19 protein-coding genes and 1 pseudogene are annotated in these 26225 nt (G+C 73.8%); 7 read left to right on the top strand and 13 right to left on the bottom strand.

Annotation, left to right across the window (positions count from 1 at the left end; translation table 11 throughout):
- From AQJ66_RS40975 to AQJ66_RS18030, 3 genes are all read right to left on the bottom strand, one after another.
- On the bottom strand, window positions 1-1617 hold the full coding sequence (locus AQJ66_RS40975; RefSeq protein ID WP_061923275.1) for an alkaline phosphatase family protein: 1617 nt from the start codon (window positions 1615-1617) through the stop codon (window positions 1-3).
- A 1098-nt stretch (window positions 1618-2715) separates the two neighbouring features.
- Entirely contained in the window at window positions 2716-4653 is a 1938-nt protein-coding gene (locus AQJ66_RS18035) for an amylo-alpha-1,6-glucosidase (protein ID WP_061922757.1), read from the bottom strand.
- On the bottom strand, window positions 4650-6116 hold the full coding sequence (locus AQJ66_RS18030) for an MGH1-like glycoside hydrolase domain-containing protein (RefSeq protein WP_061922753.1): 1467 nt from the start codon (window positions 6114-6116) through the stop codon (window positions 4650-4652). The genes AQJ66_RS18035 and AQJ66_RS18030 overlap by 4 nt, the downstream gene beginning before the upstream one ends.
- A gap of 120 nt (window positions 6117-6236) precedes the next feature.
- Between AQJ66_RS18030 and AQJ66_RS18025 the strand changes: the two genes are divergently transcribed.
- The 3 genes from AQJ66_RS18025 to AQJ66_RS18015 all read left to right on the top strand — a co-directional run bounded on the left by AQJ66_RS18025 (window position 6237) and on the right by AQJ66_RS18015 (window position 11088).
- Window positions 6237-7457, top strand: a complete 1221-nt coding sequence (locus AQJ66_RS18025; RefSeq protein ID WP_208611388.1) for an ROK family transcriptional regulator — start codon at window positions 6237-6239, stop codon at window positions 7455-7457.
- A gap of 430 nt (window positions 7458-7887) precedes the next feature.
- Complete coding sequence (gene ppdK, locus AQJ66_RS18020) at window positions 7888-10608, top strand: pyruvate, phosphate dikinase (protein ID WP_061922748.1); 2721 nt, start codon at window positions 7888-7890, stop codon at window positions 10606-10608.
- 240 nt (window positions 10609-10848) lie between these two features.
- On the top strand, window positions 10849-11088 hold the full coding sequence (locus AQJ66_RS18015) for a WhiB family transcriptional regulator (protein ID WP_061922745.1): 240 nt from the start codon (window positions 10849-10851) through the stop codon (window positions 11086-11088).
- 1 nt (window position 11089) lies between these two features.
- On the opposite strand, the gene nirD is transcribed toward AQJ66_RS18015, so the two are convergent.
- From nirD to AQJ66_RS17985, 6 genes are all read right to left on the bottom strand, one after another.
- The gene (nirD, locus tag AQJ66_RS18010) at window positions 11090-11440 is read right to left on the bottom strand and encodes a nitrite reductase small subunit NirD (protein ID WP_061922742.1); all 351 of its coding nucleotides are present in this window, start codon (window positions 11438-11440) and stop codon (window positions 11090-11092) included.
- Window positions 11437-14046: a nitrite reductase large subunit NirB gene (nirB, locus tag AQJ66_RS18005; protein WP_061922739.1), complete on the bottom strand. Its 2610-nt coding sequence runs from the start codon at window positions 14044-14046 to the stop codon at window positions 11437-11439. The genes nirD and nirB overlap by 4 nt, the downstream gene beginning before the upstream one ends.
- Window positions 14046-15260, bottom strand: coding sequence for an NAD(P)/FAD-dependent oxidoreductase (locus AQJ66_RS18000; protein WP_061922736.1), 1215 nt, complete (start codon window positions 15258-15260; stop codon window positions 14046-14048). The genes nirB and AQJ66_RS18000 overlap by 1 nt, the downstream gene beginning before the upstream one ends.
- A gap of 130 nt (window positions 15261-15390) precedes the next feature.
- Complete coding sequence (locus AQJ66_RS17995; protein WP_061922733.1) at window positions 15391-16032, bottom strand: class F sortase; 642 nt, start codon at window positions 16030-16032, stop codon at window positions 15391-15393.
- A gap of 141 nt (window positions 16033-16173) precedes the next feature.
- Entirely contained in the window at window positions 16174-16695 is a 522-nt protein-coding gene (locus tag AQJ66_RS17990; protein ID WP_061922730.1) for a hypothetical protein, read from the bottom strand.
- Window positions 16696-16963: 268 nt separating this feature from the next.
- Entirely contained in the window at window positions 16964-17803 is an 840-nt protein-coding gene (locus AQJ66_RS17985) for a patatin-like phospholipase family protein (RefSeq protein ID WP_061922728.1), read from the bottom strand.
- Between the two features lie 108 nt (window positions 17804-17911).
- On the opposite strand from AQJ66_RS17985, the gene AQJ66_RS17980 reads away from it, so the two are divergent.
- The 3 genes from AQJ66_RS17980 (at window position 17912) to AQJ66_RS17970 (ending at window position 20421) form a co-directional block, all read left to right on the top strand.
- Window positions 17912-18568, top strand: a complete 657-nt coding sequence (locus AQJ66_RS17980) for a TetR/AcrR family transcriptional regulator (protein WP_061922725.1) — start codon at window positions 17912-17914, stop codon at window positions 18566-18568.
- Between the two features lie 17 nt (window positions 18569-18585).
- Window positions 18586-19326 carry a VOC family protein gene (locus AQJ66_RS17975; protein ID WP_061922722.1) on the top strand — a complete coding sequence of 247 codons (741 nt, stop codon included), beginning with the start codon at window positions 18586-18588 and terminating at the stop codon, window positions 19324-19326.
- Window positions 19327-19470: 144 nt separating this feature from the next.
- The gene (locus tag AQJ66_RS17970) at window positions 19471-20421 is read left to right on the top strand and encodes an SDR family NAD(P)-dependent oxidoreductase (RefSeq protein WP_061922719.1); all 951 of its coding nucleotides are present in this window, start codon (window positions 19471-19473) and stop codon (window positions 20419-20421) included.
- Between the two features lie 6 nt (window positions 20422-20427).
- Here AQJ66_RS17970 and AQJ66_RS17965 read toward each other — a convergent pair.
- Together AQJ66_RS17965 and AQJ66_RS17960 are read right to left on the bottom strand one after the other, a co-directional pair.
- Window positions 20428-20574, bottom strand: a pseudogene (locus tag AQJ66_RS17965) (aminoglycoside phosphotransferase family protein); the annotation flags it as partial.
- A gap of 322 nt (window positions 20575-20896) precedes the next feature.
- On the bottom strand, window positions 20897-22546 hold the full coding sequence (locus AQJ66_RS17960; protein WP_061922714.1) for a M4 family metallopeptidase: 1650 nt from the start codon (window positions 22544-22546) through the stop codon (window positions 20897-20899).
- A 139-nt stretch (window positions 22547-22685) separates the two neighbouring features.
- Between AQJ66_RS17960 and AQJ66_RS17955 the strand changes: the two genes are divergently transcribed.
- On the top strand, window positions 22686-23123 hold the full coding sequence (locus AQJ66_RS17955) for a gamma-glutamylcyclotransferase family protein (protein ID WP_061922711.1): 438 nt from the start codon (window positions 22686-22688) through the stop codon (window positions 23121-23123).
- 22 nt (window positions 23124-23145) lie between these two features.
- Here AQJ66_RS17955 and AQJ66_RS17950 read toward each other — a convergent pair whose 3' ends face one another.
- Together AQJ66_RS17950 and AQJ66_RS17945 are read right to left on the bottom strand one after the other, a co-directional pair.
- Entirely contained in the window at window positions 23146-25293 is a 2148-nt protein-coding gene (locus AQJ66_RS17950) for a molybdopterin oxidoreductase family protein (RefSeq protein ID WP_061922708.1), read from the bottom strand.
- 103 nt (window positions 25294-25396) lie between these two features.
- Window positions 25397-26074 (bottom strand): SanA/YdcF family protein, encoded by a 678-nt coding sequence (locus AQJ66_RS17945; RefSeq protein WP_061922706.1) that lies wholly within the window; start codon window positions 26072-26074, stop codon window positions 25397-25399.
- Window positions 26075-26225 lie beyond the last annotated feature (151 nt).

Here is a 26225-nt window from a genome sequence, read left to right as displayed (position 1 = left end):
TCAGCGCGTCTTCGGGTGCGGGGTGGAGCCGTAGGCCGTCAGGAAGCGGTCGCGGAAGGCGCTCATCTTCCACACCGGCGCGTCGTGCGCGGGCCGCAGGCCGTCCGTCCACCCCCAGCCGGAGACCTTGTCGAGCACCTTGGGGTCCTTGGCCACGATCGCGACGGGCACGTCGCGGCTGGCGTGGTTGCCGCTGACCCGGGCGATGGGCTGGTGGTCGCCGAGGAACACCAGGACGGTGTTCTTGGTGCCGTAGCGCTCCAGCCACTGGGTGAGCGCGGTCACCGAGTACTGGATCGCCTTGCCGTACTCCTGGCGGGACTTGGTGGTGTCGGCGATGACGTCGGCCGGCTTGTTGCCCGCCGCCTCGATGCCCTTGAAGACCGACCCGTCGCCCAGCTGGTCCCAGCCGACCATCTTCGGGATCGGCGCCCACGGCTGGTGGCTGGAGGTCAGGATCAGCAGCGACATCCGCGACTTGCCGTCCGCGGGCCGCTTGCTGTGCACCCGCTCCTGGTACTGCTGCAGGGCGTACTGGTCCGGCATGGTCGACCAGCTGAACTTCGGGCCCCGGTAGCCGAGCTGGAAGGCGTTGTAGACCTTGTCCAGGCCGTACCACTGCTGCTCCGGCCAGCCCTTCTGCACACCCGGCATCACACCGACCGTGTCGAAGTCACCGGTCCTCTTGAAGGCGTCGGTCAGGCTCATGTGGTCGCTGGCCATGACCGTGCGGTAGCGCTGCTGGTTGCTGATCCACAGGCCCGACATGGTGGTGGAGTGGCCGAGCCAGCTGCTGCCGCCGTACGTCGCGGACGTCAGCCAGCCGCTCTTGGCGTGGAAACCGGCCTTGGCGAGGGCCTTGGTCCGGGCGTCGAGGGTCGCGTCGACACCGGGGGCCATGATCGGGTCCTCGACGGCGCTGCGGCCGTAGCTCTCGATGAAGGTGAAGATCATGTCCTTGCCGCGCAGGTCGGGCACCAGCTGACTGCCCGGGGTGTTCCCGAACCGGTCCACCTTGGCGACCTTCTCGAACTCCGCCTCGTCCTTGAGCGTGTCCGAGAACCGCCGGGCCTCGACCTTCAGCGAGGTGGCCGTGCGGTCCGCGGCGATCGGCACGCCGGCGACCTGCAGGCCCAGCGAGGAGCAGGTGATCCACACGACGCCGGCGATCAGCGTGCCGCGGGTCGCGGTGCCGGTGTGCCGGGCGAGCAGGTTGCTCAGCCGGACCATGGACAGCGCCAGCAGCACGGCCAGCAGCAGCACGAGCGCGACGACGCCGGTGGTGGCGGCGAGGGTCGCCGTACGGCCGAGGGAGTCCTCCAGGTACGACTGCGCGTCGCCGAGCAGGCTCCAGTCGAGGACGGGGTTGAACGGCCGGCCCAGGTACTGGTTGAACCCCATGTCCAGCAGGTTCAGCACGGTCATCCCGGCCAGCGCGACCCCGGACACCGCCGCCAGCACGATCCGCGGGCGCCGCGGCAGCGCGAGCATCAGGGCCGCTCCGATGACGGCCTCCGCCGGTATCCGCGTGAACTTCGCGGGCCCCAGCCCGACCACGCTGTTCGGCAGCACCAGCGCGGCCACGACGAGGGCGGCGGCCAGCACGGTGACGCTCACGGACACCCCTCGAGCGGCCACCGGATGCGCCTGCCGCCACCGCCGCGTCCGGGCGGACCAGGCGGCCCAGACGCCCCGGGGGCCACGGGAGGGAAGGGGCGCCGGAGACGCGGGCGCCTCCGGCGACGCGGCGGAAGTCGGGTCCGTTTCGTCGGAGGCGGGGGCCGTGGCTTCCGCGGGGTGGGAGGCCCCTGCGGGGGCCGTGGCTTCCGCGGCACCGGTCTGTTCGGCGTCCGCGGCGACGGGGGCTTCCGTGGTGTCCGGCTCGCCGGCCTCCGCGGTGGCGGATTCCGCGGTGCCGACCTGTTTGGTGCCTGTGGCGGCGGGAGGTTCCGCGGTACCCGGCTCCCCGGCGGCGGTTTCCGCGGTGCCGACCGGTTCGGCTTCCGCGGTGGTGGGGATGCCCGCGGCGGCCGGCTCCCCGGTGGCGGTTTCCGCGGTGCCGTCGCGTTCGGCTTCCGGGGTGGTGGGGATGCCCGCGGCGGCCGGCTCCCCGGCGCCGGGCTCCGCGGTGCGCGCCTGCTCGGCTTCTGCGGTGGTGGTCTCTGGGGTGCCGGTCTGCTCGGCGTTCGCGGGGGCGGGAGTTCCCGTGGTGTCCGGCTCCCCGGCGTCTGCCGCAGCGCTTTCCGTGGTGCCCGGCTTTCCGGCGTTCGGCGTGGCGCTCTTCGCGGTGTCCGGTTCCCCGGCGTTCACTGCGGCGGCTTCGGCCGCGCCGGTCTGTTCCGGCTCCGCGGCGGCGGGCGTACTCGCACCCGCGGGCTCGGCGACGTCCGCACCCCCGGCCCCTGTCGCGGTGGCCTCGCGGCCGGCGGCGGGCTGAGCGGGAACGGCCGCCTCGGCCTCTTCCAGGACCCCCTCGGTCCCCCCGGCGGTACCCGGTGACTTGCGCGTGCTCGTGTGCTGAGGCAACCCGGAGGTCCTTCCCTGCGAGACCCGTGACGGAGTCGGCGGGCCACGCTGGGGAGGCTGGGCGGGGCCGGAGAGGGCCCCGGCCCGCCTGGCCCGCCGCCCTCCCGTACGGCTCACCCGACTCCCCTGTTCACGGCGCTCGGCAAACAGCGGGCAAACGCCCCGCCAAGGCCCCCGCCAGGGCTCCCGTCAGGCGCCTCCGACCGCCGTGAGCAGGGCCAGCGGGGCCGCCGCCGAGCGGGACTCGCGCACGCAGGCGTGCGGGTAGGGGACCGGCTCGGGGTGGGTGTCGCGGCCGTAGCCCGCCAGCACCTCCGGGAGCCGGTGCCCGGTGGCCGTCGCCGCGTCGACCAGCGCGTGCGCCACCGTACGGGCCTCGTCGTGCAGGCCGTAGCGGGCCAGCCCCAGGGCGATCAGCGCGTTGTCGTGCGGCCAGACCGACCCGCGGTGGTAGGAGAGCGGGTGGTACGCCGGCTGCCCGGAGGCGAGCGTGCGGACGCCCCAGCCCGAGAAGAAGTCCGGTTCCAGCAGCCGCCGGCCGACGACCTCCCCGTACTCCTTGTCCAGCAGCCCCGACCACAGCAGGTGCCCGGCGTCGGAGGCCAGCGCGTCGACCTGGAGGCCCGCCCCGTCCAGCGCGAGCGCCGGGAAGGACCGCTCCGGCATCCAGAAGTCCCGCTGGAAGCGGTCGCGCAGGTCCGCGGCCGCCTGTTCGAGCAGCGCCGCGTACGTCTGGTCGGACCACACCGTGCGCGCCACGCCCGCCGTGCGGCGCAGCGCGTCGTACGCGTAGCCCTGCGCCCCGGCCGCCATCACCGCGCCCGTGGGCCGGGTGCCGTCGGCGCAGCAGATCGCGCCGGGGGAGTCCTTCCAGTTCTGGTTGGCGAGGCCGCCCTCGTCGGCGCGGTAGACGAGGTAGCCGCGCGAGGTCAGTCCGCCGTGGTCCAGCATCCAGCCGACGGCGGCCCGGGCGTGCGGCTCCAGGCGCCGGGCCAGGGCCGTGTCCCCGGTCAGCTCGACGTACGCGCCGAGCAGGATCAGGAACAGCGGGGTGGCGTCGACCGAGCCGTAGTACCGCCCGAACGGCACCTGGCCGAAGTGGGCCAGCTCGCCGTGCCGCACCTCGTGCACGATCTTGCCGGGCTGGGCGAGTGGGGACGGGCCCCGGCCGGTCGCCTGCGTCGCGGCCAGCGCGAGCAGCGTGGCGGCGGCCGGCCGCGGGCGGTACGGCAGTGCGAACAGGGAGGTCAGCAGGGCGTCCCGGCCGAGGAGGGCGAGGAACCAGGGGGCGCCGGCCGCCGGGACGCGCAGCTCCTCGCCGTCCGGTCCGGCCGCCGGGATCTGCAGCGCGGCCAGGTCGGCCAGGCCCCGGGCGCAGGCCGCCGCCAGTTCCGGCCAGCCGGTCGGGAAGGCCACCCCCTCCACGAACGCGCCCTCCGATTCGAGGAGTTGCTCGTTCACGGCGGCGGGCGAGCGGGGCACGCGCAGGGCGCGGCGGTCGCCGTGCGGGCGGGCGATGACGCGCAGCACCAGCTCGGTGGTGCCGTGCGGGGCCAGTTCGAGGGTCCACACCAGCCGGCGGGCGCCGGTGCCGGTCTCCTCCACGGCGTCCGGCGCGGGGTCGGCGGTGATGCTCGTGCGGGAGCACCACTCGGCCCGCCGGTAGGTGAACTCGATGCCGTCGCCGAGGACCTCGCGGGAGCGTAGGGCGCCGGCCTTGACGTAGGTGCGGTGGTCGGAGCGGAGCTCGAACTGGTCGGTGAAGTCGGCGTCGGCGGTGACCGCGAGGCGGACCGTGGTGGGCACCGGCCGGTTGCTGGTCACCCGCAGCACCTCCACGAACGAGCTGTCACCGACGGCCTGTTCGCGGAAGAGGGTGTGGGCAGGGGGTTCCAGCCGGCCGCCGCGCGGCACCAGCACGCAGCGTGCCGCGTCGCCGTCGGCGACCGGGGTGAGCACCTCGGGCACCGCGCCGTCGACGGTGAGCTGCCAGCGGCTCAAGTGCCGGGCGTCCCGCACGAACAGCCCGTCCGGGGAACCGCCGCCCCGCACCCCGCTGATGTCGCCCCGGTCGCCCACGGCGGCGAAGGTCGAGCCGTGCACGAGCAGATGATGCCGGTCCGTCATCGCCGGTCCCCTCCCATGTCCCTGCTGTCGAACGTGCCGGTGCCCGTGGAGGACACACTGGTGCCCGGGGGCCGGTGGAGCAGGTCGAGCGCGAGTGCGGCGGTCCAGCCGAAGCCGGTCGTTCCGCAGGCCTCGCCGGTGAACGGGTCGACGTACTCGGCGAAGCCGGTGGCACCGGCCAGGTCCAGCACGGCCTCGCGCAGCGTGTCGGCGGCGGCCGTCACGCCGTGCAGCCTCAGTCCGCGCTCCAGCAGCCAGCCGGTGTTGAACCAGGCCGGACCCCGCCAGTACCGGTGCGGGTCGAAGGCCGCCCCGAGCAGGTCGTAGCTCGGCACGAGCCGGGTGCGCCCCCCGAGCCCGAAGTGCGGGCCGCGCAGCGTGCGGACGAGGGCGGTGACGACCTCGCGGGGAAGACCGGGCAGCAGGAGTGGCACGAGCCCGGAGACACCGAGCTCGGGGACGAGGACGCCGCTTCCCCCTCCGCCTTCGCCCCCGCGCAGGTCCCGGCACAGGAACATCCCCCGCTCCGCGTCCCAGAGCCGGTCCACCAGTGCCGCCGTCAGGCGCTGCGCGCGGGCGTGGCGGGCGGTGGCGGGGGCGCCGAGCTCCCCGGCGATGCGGGCCAGCGCGTGCTCGGAGGCGATGAGCAGCGCGTTGAACGCCGGGTCCTCGACGGCGAAGGCGCCGCCCTCGGCGTACCCGGAGTCCCGGTAGTCGGCGGCCAGCCGCACGTACCGCCCGTAGTCCAGGTCCGTCGGCCGGTCCCCGGCCGCCCCGTGGTCGAGGTCGGCGCGGCGGAAGGAGCGGGCCGGGGCGGGCGTGACGCGGGCGAGCGGGACGTCCCAGCAGGGGCTGTTGTCCATACCCTGCTCCCAGGGGTGGACGACGGACACCAGCCCGCCCCCGCCCAGGTCCCGCCGGTGCAGCAGGTACCGGTGCCAGGCGGCCAGCCGCGGGTACACACGGGCCAGGAAGCCCCGCGCGCGCGACAGGCCAGGGTCGGCGCGGTGCACCAGCCAGGCCGCCAGCGCGTGCACCGGTGGCTGGACGATGCCGGACGTCTGTACGGTGCGCGGGGCGCCCGCGGCGCGCCCCGCCGTCGAGGAGCGCCAGAAGTCGGGGCTCGGGAAGTAGGCGTCGAGCGGTACGGAGGGGTTGAAGACGATGTGCGGGACGCGCCCGTCGCCCCACTGGGCGGCCAGCAGTGTCTCCAGCTCCGTCTGCGCCCGTAACGGCGAGACGTGCCTGAGGCCGATCGCGATGAACGCCGAGTCCCAGGACCACTGGTGCGGGTACAGGCTCCGGGAGGGGACCGTCGACGCGCCCGTCCAGTTCGCCGTCAGCACCCGGGCGGCCCGGGCGTGCAGGGACGCCGAGGACGCTGGCGCCGGCGGCGCGGCCGGCGGATCGTACGCGGTCGCCCGTTCCGGGAGACGGGCGGTGAGCTGGGCAGTGCGATCCACTCGGGACTCCCCGAAGACGTCCGGCCGACCGGGTTTGGCTGTGGCTACCGCAGGGTTACGTCTATTTAACACGCAGAACCCAATATGTAATGCAGGCTTGGGAAACACAAGGGGGTGCGCATGACCGGACGGCCCGTCAGGACGGGAAAGGGCGGAGGCCAGGCGAGCGCCGGCGATCTGCTCGAACTGGTGCGCAGTGGACGGGCCGTGACGCGCGGCGCGCTCCAGCAGGCCACCGGACTGTCCCGGGCGACCGTCGGCCAGCGCCTCGACCGGCTGTTCCGGGCCGGCTGGCTGCGCGAGGGCGCGGGCGGCCCGGTGGACTCGCCGCTCGGCGGACGCCCCGCCATCACGCTGGAGTTCGACGACGCCCACGCGATCGTCCTCGCCGCCGACCTCGACACCCGGCACGCCCGCGCGGCCGTGCTGACCCTGGGCGGCGAGATACTCGCCGAACGCTCGGGCACCCTGGTGCTCGAGGACGGGCCCGAGGCCGTGCTGGGCGAACTCGGGCGCTGGTTCGCGGAGTTGCCGGCCAAGACCGGTCACCGGGCGCAGGACGTGTGCGGGATCGGGCTCGCCGTACCCGGCCCGGTGGAGAGCGGGACCGGCCGGGTGGTGCAGCCGCCGATGATGCCGGGCTGGGACGGCTACGACATAAGGGGCCGCCTCTCCCGCGCCTTCACCGAGCGCACCGGCGCCCCGGCGGTCCCCGTCCTGGTGGACAACGACGCCAACCTCATGGCGTACGGCGAACAGCGCACCGTACACCCCGACTGCTCGGCGTTCGTGCTGGTCAAGGTCTCCACGGGCATCGGTGCCGGGGTCGTGGTGGACGGCTCGATCTACCGGGGCGTGGACGGCGGGGCGGGCGACATCGGGCACATCCGGGTGGGCGCGGACGCGCTGTGCCGCTGCGGTTCGCACGGCTGTCTCGCGGCCGTCGCGAGCGGCGGCGCCGTGGCCCGCCGGCTGGCCGAGGCCGGGGTGCCGGCGGCCTCCGGCTCGGACGTGCGGCACCTGCTGGCCGCCGGGCACCCCGAGGCCGCCGCGCTGGCCCGTGAGGCCGGGCGCCGGGTCGGGGACGTGCTGGCGACGGTGGTGACCCTGCTCAACCCCGGGGTGCTGATGATCGCCGGGGACCTGGCCGGGACGCCCTTCCTGACCGGCGTCAGGGAACTGCTCTACCAGCGGGCGCTGCCCCGCTCCACGGCCCACCTGGACGTGGTGACCTCCCGGCTGGGGGAGCGGGCCGGGCTGGTCGGCGCCGGGGCGCTGGTGGTGGAGCACCTGTACGCGCCGGACCGGGTGGAGGAACGCCTGCTCGCGCTGGGCGTGTGACTAGGGCGTTCCCTCCCGGCGCCGCCGTCCCGGTCCGGGTCCGCCGGGCGTCCGCATGGTGAAATCCGGTCCGCTGTGGCAGCGTGATTCTCGCCACCCTTGATAAGGGTTGCGCTCAGATGAGCGGATCTTGGGCGACTGCACTTCTCCAAGGGGTGGCACTGGGTGCCACCCCTTGATCGTTCATCGATCGAAATCAGAGGAGCGGAGAGGCTGCTCATCTGAGCGAAAATCCGCACCCCTGGCCATGGGTGCGTTCAAGAAGTGAAAACATCCGGCCGTCTCCGGTTGCCAAGCTTTGACTTTCGATCCACTGGCGGACGACAGGTTACGGGCCCATGACGCACGAGTGGACGTACCCAGGCACCTTCGATCTGGGTATGTTCCTCGCCGTCAGGGCAGCCACCGCGGCCTCAAGGAGTCGAGACCCGTGTCGGAAAACAAAGAACCCCACGTAGCGAAGTTCGTTTACGACTTCACCGAGGGCAACAAGGACCTCAAGGATCTCCTCGGCGGCAAGGGTGCCAACCTCGCCGAGATGACGAACCTGGGCCTCCCCGTTCCTCCCGGCTTCACCATCACCACCGAGGCCTGCAAGGTCTACCTGGACAGTGGCGAGGAGCCCGCGGCACTGCGTGACGAGGTGAGTGCGCACCTCGACGCACTCGAGCAGAAGATGGGCAAGAGGCTCGGCCAGCCCGACAACCCGCTGCTGGTCTCCGTCCGCTCGGGCGCCAAGTTCTCCATGCCCGGCATGATGGACACGGTCCTGAACATCGGCCTCTCCGACAAGTCGGTGCAGGGCCTGGCCGAGCAGGCCGGCGACGAGCGCTTCGCGTGGGACTCCTACCGCCGCCTGATCCAGATGTTCGGCAAGACCGTCCTCGGCGTCGACGGCGACCTCTTCGAGGAGGCCCTCGAGAAGGCCAAGGAGGCCAAGAAGGTCACGGTCGACACCGACCTGGCGGCCGCCGACCTGAAGAAGCTGGTCGCCACCTTCAAGAAGATCGTCAAGAAGGAGGCCGGCCGGGACTTCCCGCAGGACCCGCGCGAGCAGATGGACCTCGCCATCAAGGCGGTCTTCGACTCCTGGAACGGCGACCGCGCCAAGCTGTACCGCCGCCAGGAGCGCATCCCGCACGACCTCGGCACGGCCGTCAACGTCTGCTCCATGGTCTTCGGCAACCTCGGCCCCGACTCCGGCACCGGCGTCGCCTTCACCCGCGACCCCGCCTCCGGCCACCAGGGCGTCTACGGCGACTACCTGCAGAACGCGCAGGGCGAGGACGTGGTCGCGGGCATCCGCAACACCGTCCCGCTCGCCGAGCTGGAGAGCATCGACAAGAAGTCGTACGACCAGCTCATGCAGATCATGGAGACCCTGGAGAACCACTACAAGGATCTCTGCGACATCGAGTTCACCATCGAGCGCGGCCAGCTCTGGATGCTCCAGACCCGCGTCGGCAAGCGGACCGCGGGCGCGGCCTTCCGCATCGCGACCCAGCTGGTGGACCAGGGCCTGATCGACGAGACGGAGGCGCTCCAGCGCGTCACCGGCGCCCAGCTCGCGCAGCTGATGTTCCCGCGCTTCGACGAGTCCGCCAAGGTCGAGAAGGTCGGCCGGGGCATCGCGGCCTCGCCGGGCGCCGCGGTCGGCAAGGCGGTCTTCGACTCCTACACCGCCGTGAAGTGGTCCCGCTCGGGCGAGAAGGTCATCCTGGTCCGCCGGGAGACCAACCCCGACGACCTGGACGGCATGATCGCCGCCGAGGGCATCCTGACCTCGCGCGGCGGCAAGACCTCCCACGCGGCCGTGGTCGCGCGCGGCATGGGCAAGACCTGTGTCTGCGGCGCCGAGGAGCTGGAGGTCGACACCAAGCGCCGCCGGATGACGGTGCCCGGCGGGCAGGTCGTGGAGGAGGGCGACGTCATCTCCATCGACGGCTCCTCCGGCAAGGTGTACCTGGGCGAGGTCCCGGTGGTCCCCTCCCCGGTGGTGGAGTACTTCGAGGGCCGGATGCACCCCGGCGCCGACGACGCCGACGAGCTGGTCGAGGCCGTCCACCGCATGATGGCCTTCGCCGACCGCAAGCGCCGCCTGCGCGTGCGCGCCAACGCGGACAACGCCGAGGACGCGCTGCGCGCCCGCCGCTTCGGCGCCCAGGGCATCGGCCTGTGCCGTACCGAGCACATGTTCCTCGGCGACCGCCGCGAGCTGGTGGAGCGCCTGATCCTGGCGGACACCGAGGAGGAGCGCGAGAAGTCCCTGAAGGCGCTGCTGCCCCTGCAGAAGAAGGACTTCGTCGAGCTGTTCGAGGCGATGGACGGCCTCCCGGTCACCATCCGCCTGCTCGACCCGCCGCTGCACGAGTTCCTGCCCGACATCACGGAGCTCTCGGTCCGCGTGGCCCTGGCCGAGTCCCGCCAGGAGCCGCACGAGAACGACCTGCGCCTGCTCCAGGCGGTGCACCGGCTGCACGAGCAGAACCCGATGCTGGGCCTGCGCGGCGTGCGCCTCGGCCTGGTGATCCCCGGCCTGTTCACCATGCAGGTCCGCGCGATCGCGGAGGCGGCGGCGGAGCGCAAGGCGGCCAAGGGCGACCCGCGCGCCGAGATCATGATCCCGCTCGTGGGCACGGTCCAGGAGCTGGAGATCGTCCGCGACGAGGCCGACCAGGTCGTCGCGGAGGTCCAGGCGGCGACCGGCACCTCGCTCAAGCTCGCCATCGGCACGATGATCGAGCTGCCCCGGGCCGCTCTCACGGCGGCCCAGATCGCCGAGGCGGCGGAGTTCTTCTCCTTCGGCACGAACGACCTGACGCAGACGGTGTGGGGCTTCAGCCGGGACGACGTGGAGGCGAGCTTCTTCACGGCGTACCTGGAGAAGGGCATCTTCGGCGTCTCCCCGTTCGAGACGATCGACAAGGACGGCGTCGGCTCGCTGGTGAAGGCGGCCGCCCAGGCCGGCCGGGCCACCCGCCCCGACCTCAAGCTCGGCGTCTGCGGCGAGCACGGCGGCGACCCGGAGTCGGTCCACTTCTTCCACGAGGCCGGCCTGGACTACGTCTCCTGCTCCCCGTTCCGCATCCCGGTCGCCCGCCTCGAGGCGGGCCGCGCGGCCACCCAGTCGGCGGGCAGCGACCACCGCTGAGCCGGGCCCGAAGACCCCGGAGCCGCCGCTGGTCCCCGACCCTCACCGATCGGCGGCGGCTCCGGCGCACGAGAAGGAGAGGCGGCAACCCTGTGCGGGGGTGCCGCCTCTCCGTGTGTGCGGGTCCGACCCGTACCGGCCCGTCGACGATTCATCGACAAGTCGACATCTGGACAAAAGGGTGAGTTTTTCCTATTTTGGACGGCGCCATGCCGGGCTCATCACGCAGGGGACGCCACCGTGAATTGGCATGAGAGGGCCGCTTGCCGCTCCGAAGATCCTGAACTGTTCTTTCCCGTCAGCGACGACGGCTCGTCCCTCCTCCAGATCGAACGGGCCAGACAGGTCTGCCACCGCTGCCCCGTCCTGCGCGAATGCCGCGGATGGGCGCTGCGCAACGGCGAGACGGACGGGGTGTGGGGCGGGCTCACCCCCCGCCAGCGGCGGGAGCTGTCCGTACCGGACCCGGCCGGGGCCTGACCTACCGCGCCCGTACCCCGTACGTCGCCACCCGCACCGACTCGTCGTCCAGGCACTGCCCGGTCTCCAGGTCGAAGCGCTGCTTGAGCAGCGGGGACGCCACGAAGGTGCGCCCCTGGTGGGTGCCGGTCAGGCCGCGGGACAGGACGGCGGCGCCGACGAACGGGTCGCGGTTGTCGATGCCGTACAGCCGGTCCGCCCGGTCCCGGAACAGCGCCACCTGGCGGCCGTCCGGCAGCAGGGCGGCCACGCCGCGGCCGGGCTCCAGCCGGTGCAGGTCGCAGACCGTGTACCAGCTGTCCGCCAGCCGCAGCTGGACCTTCAGGTCGGTGGTCTCGGGTGCCAGGGTCATCGCTGGGCGCTTCCTTCCAGGACGGTGTCGGCGGGCCGGATGCCGAGGGACAGCAGCGGCAGGTCGGGCTTGATCTGGTCGCGCTCGGGTACGAAGGCGACGACCGGGTCCGGGGTGTCCGGGGCGTTCACGAAGGACACGAACCGGGCCAGCTTCTCGGGGTCGTTGATCGTGTCCGCCCACTCGTCGCGGTAGTGGGCGACATGGGCGGCCATCAGCCGCTCCAGTTCGTCGCAGATGCCGAGCGAGTCGTGCACCACCACGTCGCGTACGTGGTCCAGGCCGCCCGGGATCCGCTCCAGCCAGGTCGAGGTGCGCTCCAGGCGGTCGGCGGTGCGGATGTAGAACATCAGGAACCGGTCGATCAGGCGGACCAGTTCGGCGTCCGACAGGTCCTGCGCGAGCAGGTCCGCGTGGCGCGGGGTGGCGCCGCCGTTGCCGCCGACGTACAGGTTCCAGCCGCTGGAGGTGGCGATCACGCCGAAGTCCTTCGACTGGGCCTCCGCGCACTCGCGGGCGCACCCGGACACGGCCGACTTCAGCTTGTGAGGGGAACGCAGGCCCCGGTAGCGCAGCTCCAGGTCGATCGCCATGCGCACCGAGTCCTGCACCCCGTACCGGCACCAGGTGGAGCCCACGCAGGACTTCACCGTCCGCAGCGACTTGCCGTAGGCGTGCCCGGACTCGAAGCCGGCGTCCACCAGCCGGGCCCAGATCAGGGGGAGCTGCTCCACCCGGGCGCCGAACATGTCGATCCGCTGCCCGCCGGTGATCTTCGTGTAGAGCCCGAAGTCCCGGGCGATCTCGCCGATCACGATCAGCTTCTCGGGCGCGATCTCGCCGCCGGGGATGCGCGGCACCACCGAGTACGAGCCGTTCTTCTGCAGGTTGGCCAGGAAGTGGTCGTTGGTGTCCTGCAGCGCGGCCTGCTCGCCGTCCAGCACGTAGCCGCTCGCGCCGATGGCCGGGGCCAGCGAGGCGATGACCGAGGCCACGGCCGGCTTGCAGGTCTCGCAGCCCTCGCCGCCCCGGGCGTCCTCCCGGCCGTAGCGGTCCAGCAGCTCCCGGTACGAGGCGATGCGCAGCGCGCGGACGATCTCGTACAGCTCCTCGCGGGTCTGCGCGAAGCAGCCGCACAGCCCCTTGTCGACCTCGACGCCGGACGCCTCCAGCTCGGTGGTGACCAGCTGGCCGAGCACCTTCACGCAACTGCCGCAGCCGGTGCCGGCCTTGGTGCACTTCTTCACCTCGGGCACCGTGGTGCACCTGTGCTCGGTGACCGCGCCGCGGATCGTGCCCTTGCTGACGTTGTGGCAGGAGCAGACGACCGCGTCGTCCGGCAGCGCGGACGGGCCGAGCTGCGCCCCCGCGCCGGCTCCGGCGGGCAGCACGAGCGACTCGGGGGAGACGGGCGGCACCGACCCGGTGAGCGCGCGCAGCGTGCCGTACGCCTCCGCGTCACCGACCAGGATGCCGCCGAGCAGCGTGCCGTCCCGGCCGATGACCAGCTTCTTGTACAGGCCCGCGCGGGAGTCGGAGTAGACGACGTCCAGGCAGTCCTCGGCGGTGCCGTGCGCGTCGCCGAAGGAGGCCACGTCCACGCCGAGCAGTTTCAGCTTGGTGGACAGGTCGGCGCCGGTGAAGGACGCCTCGTCCTCGGCGAGGGTCGCCGCGGCCGTCTCGGCCTGCTCGTAACCGGGGGCCACCAGGCCGTAGACCCGGCCGTCGGCGGCCAGCGCGCACTCGCCGATCGCGAACACGCGCGGGTCGGTGACCGTACGGCACCGCTCGTCGACGCTGACGCCGCCGCGCTCGCCGACCGCGAGGCCGCAGTCGCGGGCCAGCTGGTCGCGGGGGCGGACGCCGGCGGAGAACACCACCAGGTCGGTGGCCAGTTCGGAGCCGTCGGACAGCCTCATGCCGGTGACCGCGCCGTCCTCGCCGACCACGATCTCCTGCGTGCCGACGCCGGTGTGGACGCTCAGGCCCATGTCCTCGATGGTGCGCAGCAGCGCCGCGCCGCCGCCGTCGTCGACCTGCACCGGCATCAGGCGCGGCGCGAACTCCACGATGTGGGACGTCAGTCCGAGGCCCTTCAGGGCGCCCGCCGCCTCCAGGCCGAGCAGGCCGCCGCCGACCACGGCGCCCGTGGTGGCCCTGGACTTCGCGTACGCCTCGATCGCGAGCAGGTCCTCGATCGTGCGGTAGACGAAGCAGCCCTCGGCGTCCTTGTTCGGCACCGGCGGCACGAAGGGGTAGGAGCCGGTGGCCAGCACGAGGGTGTCGTAGCCGACGACGAGCCCGGAGCGGGCGGTCACCCGGCGGGCCTCGCGGTCGACCGCCACCGCCGGGTCGCCGACGTGCAGCTCGATGCCGTGGTCCGCGATGAACTCCCGGTCGGTCAGCGACAGTTCCTCGGGCGTGCGGCCCGAGAAGTACGAGGTGAGCTGCACGCGGTCGTACGCCGGACGCGGCTCCTCGCACAGCACGACCACGCGGTGCGTGGCGGTGAGGCCGCGCTCGGCGAGCGCCTCGAGGAAGCGCTGGCCGACCATGCCGTGGCCGACGAGCACGATCGTGGGGGTGGCCACCGGGTTGGCGGTCATCAGGAGCCTCCATCGTTGGTGAGCAGGTGCAGCAGCGGGCCCTCGCCGGGGAGCGGCTCTGCTCCCTCCCAGGCGCGGGCGAGCGCGCCGACGGTGCCGAGTTCGCCGACGAGGACCCCGCCGACCAGGCGGTCGTCGCGGACGACGACCTTGCGGTAGGTGCCCCGGGTGGCGTCGGCGAGCTGCACGACGTCGTCGCCGGGGAGCGGCTCGGTCTCGCCGAACGCGGCGAGGTCGAACGGCGAGTCGGGGCCGGTGAGCGTGAGCCTCGTCAGGGAGCGGGTCCCGCTGTAGCGGGCGGCGGGGTCGCCGGCGAGCAGCGCGGCGAGCGCCTCGGCCTGTTCGAGGGCCGGGGCGGCCAGGCCGTAGACGGTGCCGTCGTGCTGGGCGCAGTCGCCGATGGCGTGGATGTGCGGGTCGGAGGTGCGCAGCTCGTCGTCGACGACGACGCCCTTGCGGACGGCGAGGCCCGCCTGCTCCGCCAGGCCCGTGCGCGGGTGCACCCCGCAGGAGAGCACCACCAGGTCGGCGTCGAGGGCGTAGCCGTCGGCCAGCTCCACGGAGCGGACCGCGCCGCCCACGCAGCGCACGTCCCGCACCCGGCACTCGGTGTGCACCTCGACCCCGAGGTCCCGCAGGTGCCGCAGCACCAGCCGGGAGGCGTTCGGGTCGAGCTGGCGCTCCATGAGCCGCTCGGCCTGCTGGGCGAGGACGACCTGGGCGCCGCGCGCGGCGAGCGCGCGGGCCGCGGAGACCCCGAGCAGTCCGCCGCCGACGACGACGGCCCGCGCGCCCGGGCGCACCGCCTTCGACAGGCCCAGGCAGTCGTCCATGGTGCGGAACGCGTGCACGCCCTCGGGCAGCCGGCGGTCGGGGGTGAACAGGCCGCGCAGCGGCGGCAGGACCGGGTTGGAGCCGGTGGCCAGCACCAGCGTGCCGTAGGCGATCAGCGAGCCGTCGGCGCACCGCAGCCGCCGCGCCGCGCGGTCGATGCCGGTGACCCGGGTGCGCACCAGGCCGGCCGGGGCGGGCAGGGCGATCACCTCCGGGGCGTACCGGCCGGCCAGCACCTCGGCGAGCAGCACCCGGTTGTACGGCCGGTGCTCCTCCTCGCCGACGAGCAGCGCGGGCGTGCCCAGCTCACCGAGCCGCCGGGCGAGGCGTACGCCCGCGAGGCCGGCGCCGATCACCACCACACGCGTATTCGAGGTCATGCACCGAGCGTGCGGCGGCGACGTTACCCGGTCGCATCACCGCTGTTTCCCACGGGGAACGCTGCCCTCAGCGGCGGCGGCCGGGGGGTGTGAGGGTCCCGGGCGGGCGCGCGGGGGCGCTGTGAGGTGGTCAGCGGGTGGGGGCGCGGCTGCCGGTCAGGTGGGCGAAGACCACGACGTTGCCCAGGTAGCCGGTGGCCCTGGAGTAGCCGCCGCCGCAGGTGATGACGCGCAGCTCCGGGCGGGCGGCGGCGCCGTACACCTTCTCGTCGGGGAAGTCTCGGGTCGAGTAGACCTCGACCGCGTCCACGGTGAACACCGCCACGCTGCCGTCCTTGCGGTCCACCTCGATGACGGCGCCCCGCTTCAGCGCGCCCAGGTCGTAGAAGACGGCGGGGCCCTCGGCGTTGTCGACGTGGCCGGCGACGACCGCGGTGCCCGTCTCGCCGGGCACGGTGCCGGCCCGGTACCAGCCGGCGAGGTTCTTCCTGTCCGCGGGCGGCACGTCCAGGCTGCCGGCGGGGGTGAGCGCGAGGCCCATCAGCGGGGCGTTCACGCGGATCGCGGGGATCCGGATGCGGGTGGGCGGGGACGGCTCCAGCGGGGGCGCCGCGAGCCGCTCCTCGCCCGGGTCGGGGCGGCCCTCGGCGGCGGGCGGCTGCGGCGGGGCGTGCGTCCCGGTGCCGGCGCCGAGCAGCCACACCCCCGAGGCGAGGGCGACGACGGTGACGGCGGCTATCGCGGTGTCGCCGATCCTGCCGATCCTGCGCATGCGAACCCCTCTCCCGGGAGCGGACCAGGGGGCCGCGCCCCTGGCGGGACGGGCCCCCGTCCCCCTCCGGGCCGCGAGGGGCATCGGACCCGGAGGGGGCGGGACTTGCGGTACCGGCGGACGGACAGCGGAGGGTGTCCGTCAGATCCCGTCGCCTCTCGCCCGGCGATGCAGGAGCCAGGTACCGCCCGCGGCGGCGACGGCCAGAGCGGCCACACCCGCCGTGGTCTGTACGGGGTCGGTGCCGAGCGCGCCGCCGACCCCCGTCTTCACGCTTCCGCGCGGCTGCACCTGCCCGTGCGCCGCGCCCAGTGCCACCACCAGGTCGCCGGTGATCTGCTTGGTGCCCTCGGCGCAGTGGGCGACGATCTCGTACGTGCCCGGCTGGGCGCTCGACGGCACCCGGAACTGGCCGATCGCCTCGCCCTTGTGCGTGGTGGGCGCCAGCGGGAAGGTCCCGGCGCCGATCGCGCCCGCGTCACCGAGGGCGCCGCCCTCCGTGCCGCACGCCGCGGTGTTCACCGTGACCTGGCTGCCCGGCACCGTGGTGGACGGGTACACCTGCAGGCTGTCGGAGCCCGCGCCGAACGCCGGCGCCGTGGCGATTCCCGCCGCGGCCACGGCGAGCGCGGTACCGGTCAGCGGACGGGCGATGCGTCGCATGGTGCTCCCCAGGGCTTGTCCGACTCGTGCCCTTCAGAGGTAAGTGGCACTCGGCCCGGTCCGCTTGCCGAGGGTTCGCCGGCGACGTGCCGAACGGGTGGCGGACGCGGCCCCCGCACGGCCTAGCGGGGGCCGGATCGCCGCAGGTCACGAGAGTGGGACGAGGCGCGGGAGATAACCGGTATGAAAAGAACACGAATGGAGCGACGGGCGGCGATGAACGGGTGACGGCGGCGCGCGCCGCGGGCCGGAGCGGTGCGGGGGTTCCTCAGCCCTGCCAGACCTCGGCCACCGAAGGGGCCAGTGCCCGGGCCTGGGCGCGGCCCGCGCGGGCGGCGGCCGGGCGGCGTGTGTCGTCCGCCAGGTTGCGGCCCATCGCACGGCGCGCCGCGCGGTCCGGGGCCAGCAGGGCGACGCGCGCCCCGGCGCCGGACAGTTCGGCGGCCTGCCGGGAGGCGCTCGGATGCGGCCCGACCGCCCGGGGGACCGGCACGACCGCCAGCACCCGGCTGTACCCCCGTGCGAGCTGGAGGTTGGCGGTCGAACGACTGCCGCCGTCCATCCAGCGCCGGCCCGCCACGGTGACCGGCGGCCATACGACCGGCACGGCGCAGCTCGCCGCGACCGCTTCGAGCAGCGTCGCTCCGGAGCGCGCGTCGAACACCTCCGTCCGTCCGCTCCGCGCGTCGACCGCGGCGATCCGCAACTCCCGCTCGGGCCAGCCGCGTACGTCGCCCAGGAGCGCGCCGACCGTGTCGAAGACCTCCGACTCCGGACCGGTCCGCGTGTGCAGCGCCGCCCGCGCCAGGCGCTCGACGGACCGCTGGGGGTCGCGGGAGCCGAGTGCCGCCCAGAGGAAGCGGGCCGTCTGGCGCGCCGTCACCGGGAGGCGGACCGCGTCCGCTCCCGAGAGCTGGCGCTCGTAGAGCTCCGCGGCCGGGACGCCGGACCGGAGCCGGGATCCGAAGACGGCACCGGCGGAGGTGCCGATCACGACGTCGGCGCTGCCGAGGTCGATCCCGGCCTCGGTGAGTCCGGCCAGCACCCCGGCCAGCCAGGCCCCGCCCACCGGTCCGCCGCCGCCGAGCACGAGTGCGGTGCCGGGCATGCTTCCCCCTCGCGTCACGAAACGGGGAGTGGTCCCCGCTTGTGCGTTCGACGATAGCATCCGTACCGGGGAGCACTCCCCGGTACGGCTCGGGAAGAGGGAGACGCGATGGGCGACCGTGCGCCGGCGGGGCGCCGCGACGCGCTGCGCAACCGGAGGCTGCTGGCGGACACGGCCCGCGAGGTCTTCGCCGAACAGGGCCTGGACGCACCGCTCGACGAGATCGCCCGGCGGGCGGGCGTGGGCAACGCCACCCTCTACCGCCACTTCCCGAGCCGGGCCGCGCTCGTCGACGAGGTCTTCCGGGACGCGCTCACCGAGACCACGGCGGCGGGCGAGCGCGCGCGGACCGCCGAGGACGCGTGGACGGGACTGACGCAGTACCTGCGGACGGTGTTCGCGGGCCTGGCCGCGGACCGCGGCACCAACGACCTCATGACCACGAGCCTGGAAGGCGTCACCTCCCTCGAGTCGATCCACGCCCACAACCGGGAGACCATCGACGTGTTGCTCCGGCGCGGCCGGGAGCAGGGCACCGTCCGCCCGGACCTCACCACCGAGGACCTGCTCTTCACCCTGGCGGCACTGGGCCGGGCCGTCCCCGCGCTCACCACGGCGGCCCCGGACGCCTGGCTCCGCCCGCTCACCCTGCTCCTCGACGGCCTGCGCGCCGGCCCGGCCACGCCTCCGCTGCCCGCGCCGGCCCTCACCGCCGACCAGCTCGGCGAGGTGCTGCTCAACCTGGGTGCGCACAGGCGGCGTTGAGAGGGAGGATCACTGGCATGGCACTGCGACCCGTGATGGTGAACGTGAAGGCTCTGGACCCCTCGGCGGTCGGCCGGTTCTGGGCTCAGGCGCTCGGCTGGAGTGCCTACAGCCCCGGCGTGACGACCTACGTCGGCCCCGCCGGCGGCCTCGTCTGGCCGGACCCGGTCGCCCTCGGCATCGACGTCGTTCCCGTGCCGGAACCCGGGGCGGCGACGAAGAACCGTGTGCACCTCGATCTCGCCACCACCTCCGCGGCCCATCAGGTGGAGCTGGTCGCGCGCCTCGAGGCCCTCGGCGCGGCGCCCGCCGACGTGGGCCAGGGCGACGTGCCGTGGACGGTCCTCGCGGACCCGGAGGGCAACGAGTTCTGCGTGCTGGAGCCCCGGGAGGTCTACCGGGACACGGGGCCGATCGCCGCGGTGGTGGTCGACTGCGCGGATCCGCGCGCCATGGCCCGGTTCTGGGGCGAGGCGACGGACTGGACCGTGCACGAGGTGACCGGCGATCACGCGGTGATGCGCAACGCCAAGGGCGTCGGTCCGTATCTCGAGTTCCTCCGCACGCCCGACGTGAAGACGGTGCCCGACCGCGTCCATCTCGACCTGCTGCCGTACCCCGGCGACGACAAGGCGGCGGAGGTGGCCCGGCTGCGGGCGCTCGGCGCCACCGACCTCGACCTCGGCCAGGGCGACGTGCCGTGGACCTGCCTGACCGACCCCGAGGGCCACGAGTTCTGCGTCCTCGCACCGTACTGACGCGGAGCCTGCTCCGGCACAGGTGTCGGGCATCTGTCGGCGGTGGGCGTGATCTGTCGGCGGTATGTGGGTGGAGGTTGCGACCTTGGGCGGGTCGGTGCTCCCCAGGAGCACAGTGCCCCCGAGCGCAAGGAGCCTGTCATCGTGTCTTCCGCATCCCAGAGCCGACCGTGGGACGTGCGCCGGCTGCCGTCCGCCGAGGGCAGCTGCTTCCTGGTCACCGGGGGCAACGCCGGGATCGGCTACTTCGCCGCGGAGCAGCTCGCCGCCACCGGCGCCGTCGTCGTACTCGGCAGCCGGGACCGCGCCAAGGCCGACGCCGCCATCGCCTCGATCCGCTCGCGCGTCCCCGGCGCGCGGGTACGCCACCTGCCGCTGGACCTCGCCGACCTGTCGTCCCTGAAGACCGCCGCAGACGGGCTGGGCCTCGACCGTCTCGACGCGGTGGTCCACAACGCGGGGGTCGCGCTGGACGACCCGCCGCGTCGGGAGACCGCGGACGGCCACGAGCTGATGTTCGGCACCAACCACCTCGGCCACTTCGCGCTCACCCAGTGGCTGGCCCCCTTGCTGTCCGCGGCGCCGGCGGGCCGCGTCGTGACGGTGGGCAGCTTCGCGGCGCGGTCCGAGCGACTGGACCTCGGCGATCTGCAGTCGACCCGGGACTACCGGCCCAAGCGCACCTACGGCCGGTCGAAGCTGGCGCAGATGTGCTTCGGCTTCGAACTCGACCGCCGCCTGCGCGCCGTCGGCAGCACGGTGCTCAGCGTGGTGGCCCACCCCGGCGGTGCGTTGGACTCCCTGACCCCGTCCCGCCCGCAGGTCAGCGTGACGACCTCTGGCGAGCGGCTGCGCGCCCTGCCCGCCGCGCTCCTGGTGCAGGGCAAGGACGCCGGAGCATGGCCCGTCGTCCGTGCCGTCCTCGATCCGGAGGTGCGGGGAGGGCAGTTGTGGGGGCCGAGGGTCTTCGGCCTGCGTGGCAGACCGCGTTGTGAGCCCGTCCCCTCCCACATGGCCGACCGGGCCGTCGCCGCTTGCCTGTGGGCAGCCGGCGGTGAGCTGGCCGGCACCGATCCGGACCTCGGTTTCCGGTAGGCGACGTCAGGTGCAGCGGTCGAAAAGGGTCTGGAGATACCGCTCCAGCCGCCTGGTGAGCAGGCCGGGTGTCAGATCCGCGCGGCCCACCTCACGCCAGGAGACGGCGACCTTCTCGGCGTCCGGAGCGAAGGCCAGGGCGTCCAGCGGACGCAGGCAGCGACTCGCCTTCTCCGGCGACCCAGGCAATGCCATCGGACAGCGTGTGTCTCCTGTCGGGAAGGGGCCGGGGGCGGCGTCACCGTAGCCGGTCACTGTGAAGGGCGGCGCGCCACGCGGGCGGCCTGGGTTCTGGCGGCGGTGGCGAAACTTCGGACATCTGCCGGGCTGTTGCTCTCCATTCGCTGGACGGGCTCTCGACACGGACTTCGATCCCCGGAGTCTGGAGACAGCTCATGCGTGCCTTGGCAACGGCAGAACGGCCGCCCCGGTGCCGAATCCCCGGGGCGGCCGTCCACCGCGTCGCGGCGCGGCGTCAGTTCACGTTCACCGCGCTCCAGGCCGCCGCCACCGCGTTGTACTCCGTGCTGCCGGAGCCGTACAGGTCCTTGGCGGCGTTCAGGGTGGCCGTGCGGGCGCCCGCGTAGTTCGTGGACGACGTCATGTAGACCGTCAGCGCCCGGTACCAGATCTTGCCGAGCTTGTCGCGGCCGATGCCGGTGACGGTCGAGCCGTTGTACGTCGGCGAGTCGTAGCTGACGCCGTTGATGGTCTTGGCGCCGCTGCCCTCCGCGAGGAGGTAGGCGAAGTGGTTGGCGACGCCCGAGGAGTAGTGGACGTCGAGGTTGCCGACCGAACTGCTCCAGTAGTCCGCGGAGTTGCCGTCCTTCGAGGGCTTGTCCATGAAGCGCAGGGCGGCCTTGCCGAAGCCGGGCTTCACGATCTGCTCGCCGATGAGGTAGTCACCGGGGTCGGAGGAGTTGTTCGCGTACCACTCGACCATCGTGCCGAGGATGTCGGAGGTGGCCTCGTTCAGGCCGCCGGACTCGCCCGAGTAGGTCAGGGCCGCCGTCTTGGACGTGACGCCGTGCGACATCTCGTGCCCGGCGACGTCGAGGGCGACGAGGGGGCCGAAGGTGGTGCCGTCGCCGTCGCCGTACGTCATGCAGAAGCAGCTGTCGTCCCAGAAGGCGTTGTTGTAGTTGCTGCCGTAGTGGACGCGGTTGTACGAGCCCTTGCCGTCGCCGGCGATGCCGTTGCGGCCGTGGACGTTCTTGTAGTAGTCCCAGGTCTCGTTGGTGCCGTACTGGGCGTCGACGGCCGCCGAGGCGCGGTCGGCCGTGGTCCCCGTGCCCCAGTGGTTGTCGGCGTCCGTGAACAGGGTCGCGGGGGCCCGGCTGAAGCAGATGTTGAGGAAGCACAGGTCGGTCTTGCCCTGCGCGTCGCCGGTGTAGGTGTTGCCCCGGGTCGGGTCCTTGAGCTGGTACGACGACCCGGACTGGGTCGTCTCCAGCGGCACCGTGCCGCTGTACAGCCCCTTGCCGTCGCCGGTGGCGGTCTCGATGCTGTCCCAGGCGTCGATCTGGGCGCCGGTGCGGGCGTCGGTCAGCACGGTGCGGGCGACCGGGTTGCCGAGCGAGTCCTGGCCGGCGGCGTTGGTGCGCCAGGCGAGCCTGGGCGTGCCGTGCAGGGCGTCGACGACCAGCTCCGGCTTGGCCTTGACCTGCCGCAGCCTCTCGCCGAGGTTGGCGGCGCGCAGGGCGTTCACCGCGAGGTCGGCGGCCTTGGGCGCGGACAGCTTCGGGGTGACGGAGGGCAGGGAGATCAGGTGCCTGGTGGCCCGGTCGGCGCTGCGGTAGGCGCCGCTCGGGGCCAGGTGGACGACGAAGTCGCCGCCGAGGACCGGGAGGTCGCGGTAGGTGCGGTCGTAGCGGACGTGCTGGGTGCCGTCCCTGTCGACGATCACGTCCCGGACGCTGGTGTCCTGGGCGGAGGTCAGGCCCAGGCCGGCGGCGTGCGCCAGGAGGGCGGAGGCCGCGTTCTCGACGGCGGTGGCCCGGGTGGGCCGGCTGTCGGCCTGCGCGGCGGGGGAGAGGGCCGCGGCGAGCAGGGCCGCGGTGGTGGCGGCGATGCCGGCGGTGGCGAGACGACGGGACCCTCGGACGTGCTGACGTATCCGACTCATCGGTCTCCTCGGGGAGGCGCCTGCTAGGCGTGGGGGTGGCGCGGACATGTCACTGAGATTTAAGTGGGCCCGCCATGTCATGTCCATAGCGCCTTCATGGAGATGTGTGAGGAGCCGGCGGGGGTAGAGAATCGTTTCCGTGATCGCTCCGGACCCCCCGCCCGCCGCGCACCTCCCGTTCTTCGTCTACGGCACCCTGCGCCCCGGCGAGCCGAACCACGGCCTCTTCCTGCGCGGCCGGACCGCCCGGGAGGAACCGGGACGGCTCCCGGACGCCGTGCTGTACGACGGGCCCGGCTACCCGTACGCCGTCGAGGCGCCAGGCGGACAGGTGCGCGGGGAGCTGGTCGGCGCCCTGCCGGAGGCGTACGAGGACCTGCTCGCCGACCTGGACCGGCTGGAGGAGTACGCGCCGGGCGACCCCCGCAACCTCTACGAACGCGTCGTCCGGGACGTCGTCCGCGCCGACGGCAGCGCCGTGCGGGCCTGGGTGTACCTGGCCGCCCCGCGGGTCGCCGACCGGCTGCGCGCGAGCGGCACGCCCCTCGACGGCGGCGACTGGCTCGCCCGCCGCTGAGCAACGGCCGGTACGGGCCGGGTCAGAGGACTTCCACCCGCACCGCGCACGTCTTGAACTCCGGCATCCGCGACACCGGGTCCAGCGCCGGGTTGGTGAGCGTGTTGGCGCGGCCCTCGCCCGGCCAGTGGAACGGCATGAACACGGTGTCCGGGCGGATGGCCGCGGTGATGCGGGCCGGCGCCACCGCACGGCCCCGCCGCGAGACCACCGCGACCGGGTCGCCCTCGGCCGCGCCGAGCCGCGCCGCGAGCCGGGGGTGCAGTTCGACGAAGGGGCCGGGCGCGGCCGCGTTCAGCTCCGCCACCCGCCGCGTCTGCGCGCCAGACTGGTACTGCGCCACCACCCGGCCGGTCGTCAGCAGCAGTGGGTACTCGGCGTCCGGTTCCTCGGCCGCCGCCCGGTGCGCCACGGCCACGAACCGCGCCCGGCCGTCCTCGGTGGCGAACCGGTCGAGGAACAGGCGGGGGGTGCCCGGGTGCACGGCGGTGCCACTCGCGGTCGCGCCACCGCCGTCGGCGCTCGGCCCCCGGTCCGTACCCGCCGGGGAGCCGTCGGCCGCGGGCGGCTCCGGGCACGGCCAGAAGACGCCGTTCTCCTCGGCCAGGCGGCGGTAGGTGATCCCCGAGTAGTCGGCGGGGCCGCCCGCGCTGGCCCGGCGGAGCTCGCCGAAGACCTCCTCCGGGTCGGTGGGGAAGCCCTTCTCCACGCCCAGGCGGGCCGCCAGTTCGTGCAGGACGTGCAGGTCGCTGCGGACACCGGGCGGCGCCGCGACCGCCCGGCGGCGCAGCAGCACCCGGCCCTCCAGGCTGGTCGTCGTCCCCGTCTCCTCCGCCCACTGGGTGACCGGCAGGACGACGTCCGCCAGTTCCGCCGTCTCCGAGAGGACCACGTCGGCCACCGCGAGGAAGTCCAGCGAGCGCAGCCGCTGTTCGACGTGCGCGGCGCGCGGCGCCGACACCACCGGGTTGGAACCCATCAGCAGCAGCGCCCGCACGTCGGTCCCGAGGGCGTCGAGCAGTTCGTAGGCGCTGCGCCCGGGGCCGGGCAGCGCGTCCGGGTCCACGCCCCACACCTCGGCCACGTGCCGCCGGGCCGCCGGGTCGTCCAGCTTGCGGTACCCGGGCAACTGGTCGGCCTTCTGGCCGTGTTCGCGGCCGCCCTGCCCGTTGCCCTGCCCGGTCAGGCAGCCGTACCCGGACAGCGGCCGGCCCGCGCGGCCGGTCGCCAGGCACAGGTTGATCCACGCGCCGACCGTGTCCGTCCCCTTGGACTGCTGCTCGGGACCGCGCGCGGTGAGGACCATGGCCGACTCCGGCGCGCAGAACATCCGCACCGCCTCGCGCAGTTCGGGGACGGACACGCCCGTGATCCGCTCCACGTACTCGGGCCAGTGCGCCATCGCCGCCGCCCGGGCCTCCTCCCAGCCGGCCGTCCGCTCCCGGATGAACTCCTCGTCCGTGCGGCCCTCGGCGACCACCAGGTGCAGCAGGCCCAGGGCCAGCGCCAGATCCGTGCCGGGGCGGGGCGCCAGGTGCAGGTCCGCCTGCTCGGCGGTCCTCGTGCGGCGCGGGTCGACGACGATCAGCGTGCCGCCGTTCTCCCGCAGCTCGCTGAAGAAGCGCAGCGAGGGCGGCATGGTCTCGGCGAGGTTCGACCCGACGAGGATCACGCAGCCCGTCCGCGGGATGTCCGCCAGCGGGAACGGCAGCCCCCGGTCCAGCCCGAACGCCCGCGTCCCGGCCGCCGCCGCCGAGGACATGCAGAACCGCCCGTTGTAGTCGATCTGCGAGGTGCCGAGCACCACCCGCGCGAACTTGCCCAGCGCGTACGCCTTCTCGTTCGTCAGCCCGCCCCCGCCGAACACGCCGACCGCGTCCGCGCCGTGGCAGGCGCGCACCGCCGACAGCGCCCCGGCGATCCGGTCCAGCGCCTCCTCCCAGGAGGCGGGCACCAGCCGGTCGCCCTCCCGCACCAGCGGAGCGGTCAGCCGCAGCGCGGGCGAGAGCACCTGCGCCGCCGTACGCCCCTTGCCGCACAGCGCGCCCCGGTTCACCGGGAAGTCCGGCCGTTCGGTCACCTCGACGCCCCCCCGCGGCAGGGGCGTGATGTTCATCCCGCACTGCAGGGCGCAGTACGGGCAGTGGGTGGGCGTCGAGGTGGTCTCCATGCCGACCAGCGTGCTTCCGGCGTGTTACGGCCCGTGCCCGCTCCCGGTTACGCGGCCGGGACGACGACCTCCCCGCGCCGGCCCGGGCGCCGTGAGGGGCCGGTCACCGCCCGGCGGCGAGGGCCCGCGCCACCCCGGGCTCCTTCGGCCCGAGGAACCGCGGATCCGGGCGGAACACGGCGTCCAGCGCCGCCTTGCCCGCCGCGAACACCTCCCGCGTGCCGCCGTAGTACCAGGTCACGTCGTGCTTGGCGTCGACCCCGATGCCGTACGACGCCACGCCCGCCGCCTCGCACAGCGCCACCGCCCGCCGGATGTGGAAGCCCTGGCTGATCAGCAGGGCCCGGTCCACGCCGAAGATCCTCTTGGCCCGCACGCAGGAGTCCCAGGTGTCGAACCCGGCGTAGTCGCTGACGATCCGCCCGGCCGGCACCCCGTGCCGGGTCAGGTACGCGCGCATGGCGTCCGGCTCGTCGTAGTCCTCGCGGCTGTTGTCCCCGGTGACCAGCACGGCCCTGATCCGTCCCGCCCGGTACAGCCGCGCCGCCGCGTCCAGCCGGTGCGCGAGGTACGGCGACGGCTCCCCGTTCCACAGCCCGGCCCCGAACACGACGGCGACCTCGGTGCGCGGCGCGTCCGCCGTCGTCCGCAGCCGGTCCGCCGTCGACACGTACAGCCAGGTGGCCGGCAGCAGCGCCAGCACGCACGCGGCCATCAGGGCCTGCACCAGCCGCCGCTGCCCCCTGCGGGTGCGCGGCAGCCGCGGTCGACGGATGTTCATGCGCCCCCCAGTGATCGATTTCCCGGTGACCGGTCCCGACCATGGAGGACGCGCGCACGGCCGATCCGGTTCACCCGGCCCGTGAGCCCGCCGTGCGCCCGTTTCCCTCACCCCGTGCATCCGCACGACGTGAAACCGCGGAAAACACCTG

The organism is Streptomyces bungoensis (assembly GCF_001514215.1).
GTDB lineage: Bacteria > Actinomycetota > Actinomycetes > Streptomycetales > Streptomycetaceae > Streptomyces > Streptomyces bungoensis.
Note: the sequence above shows the minus strand (reverse complement) of the source record. Positions and strands in the feature narration are given on the sequence as shown.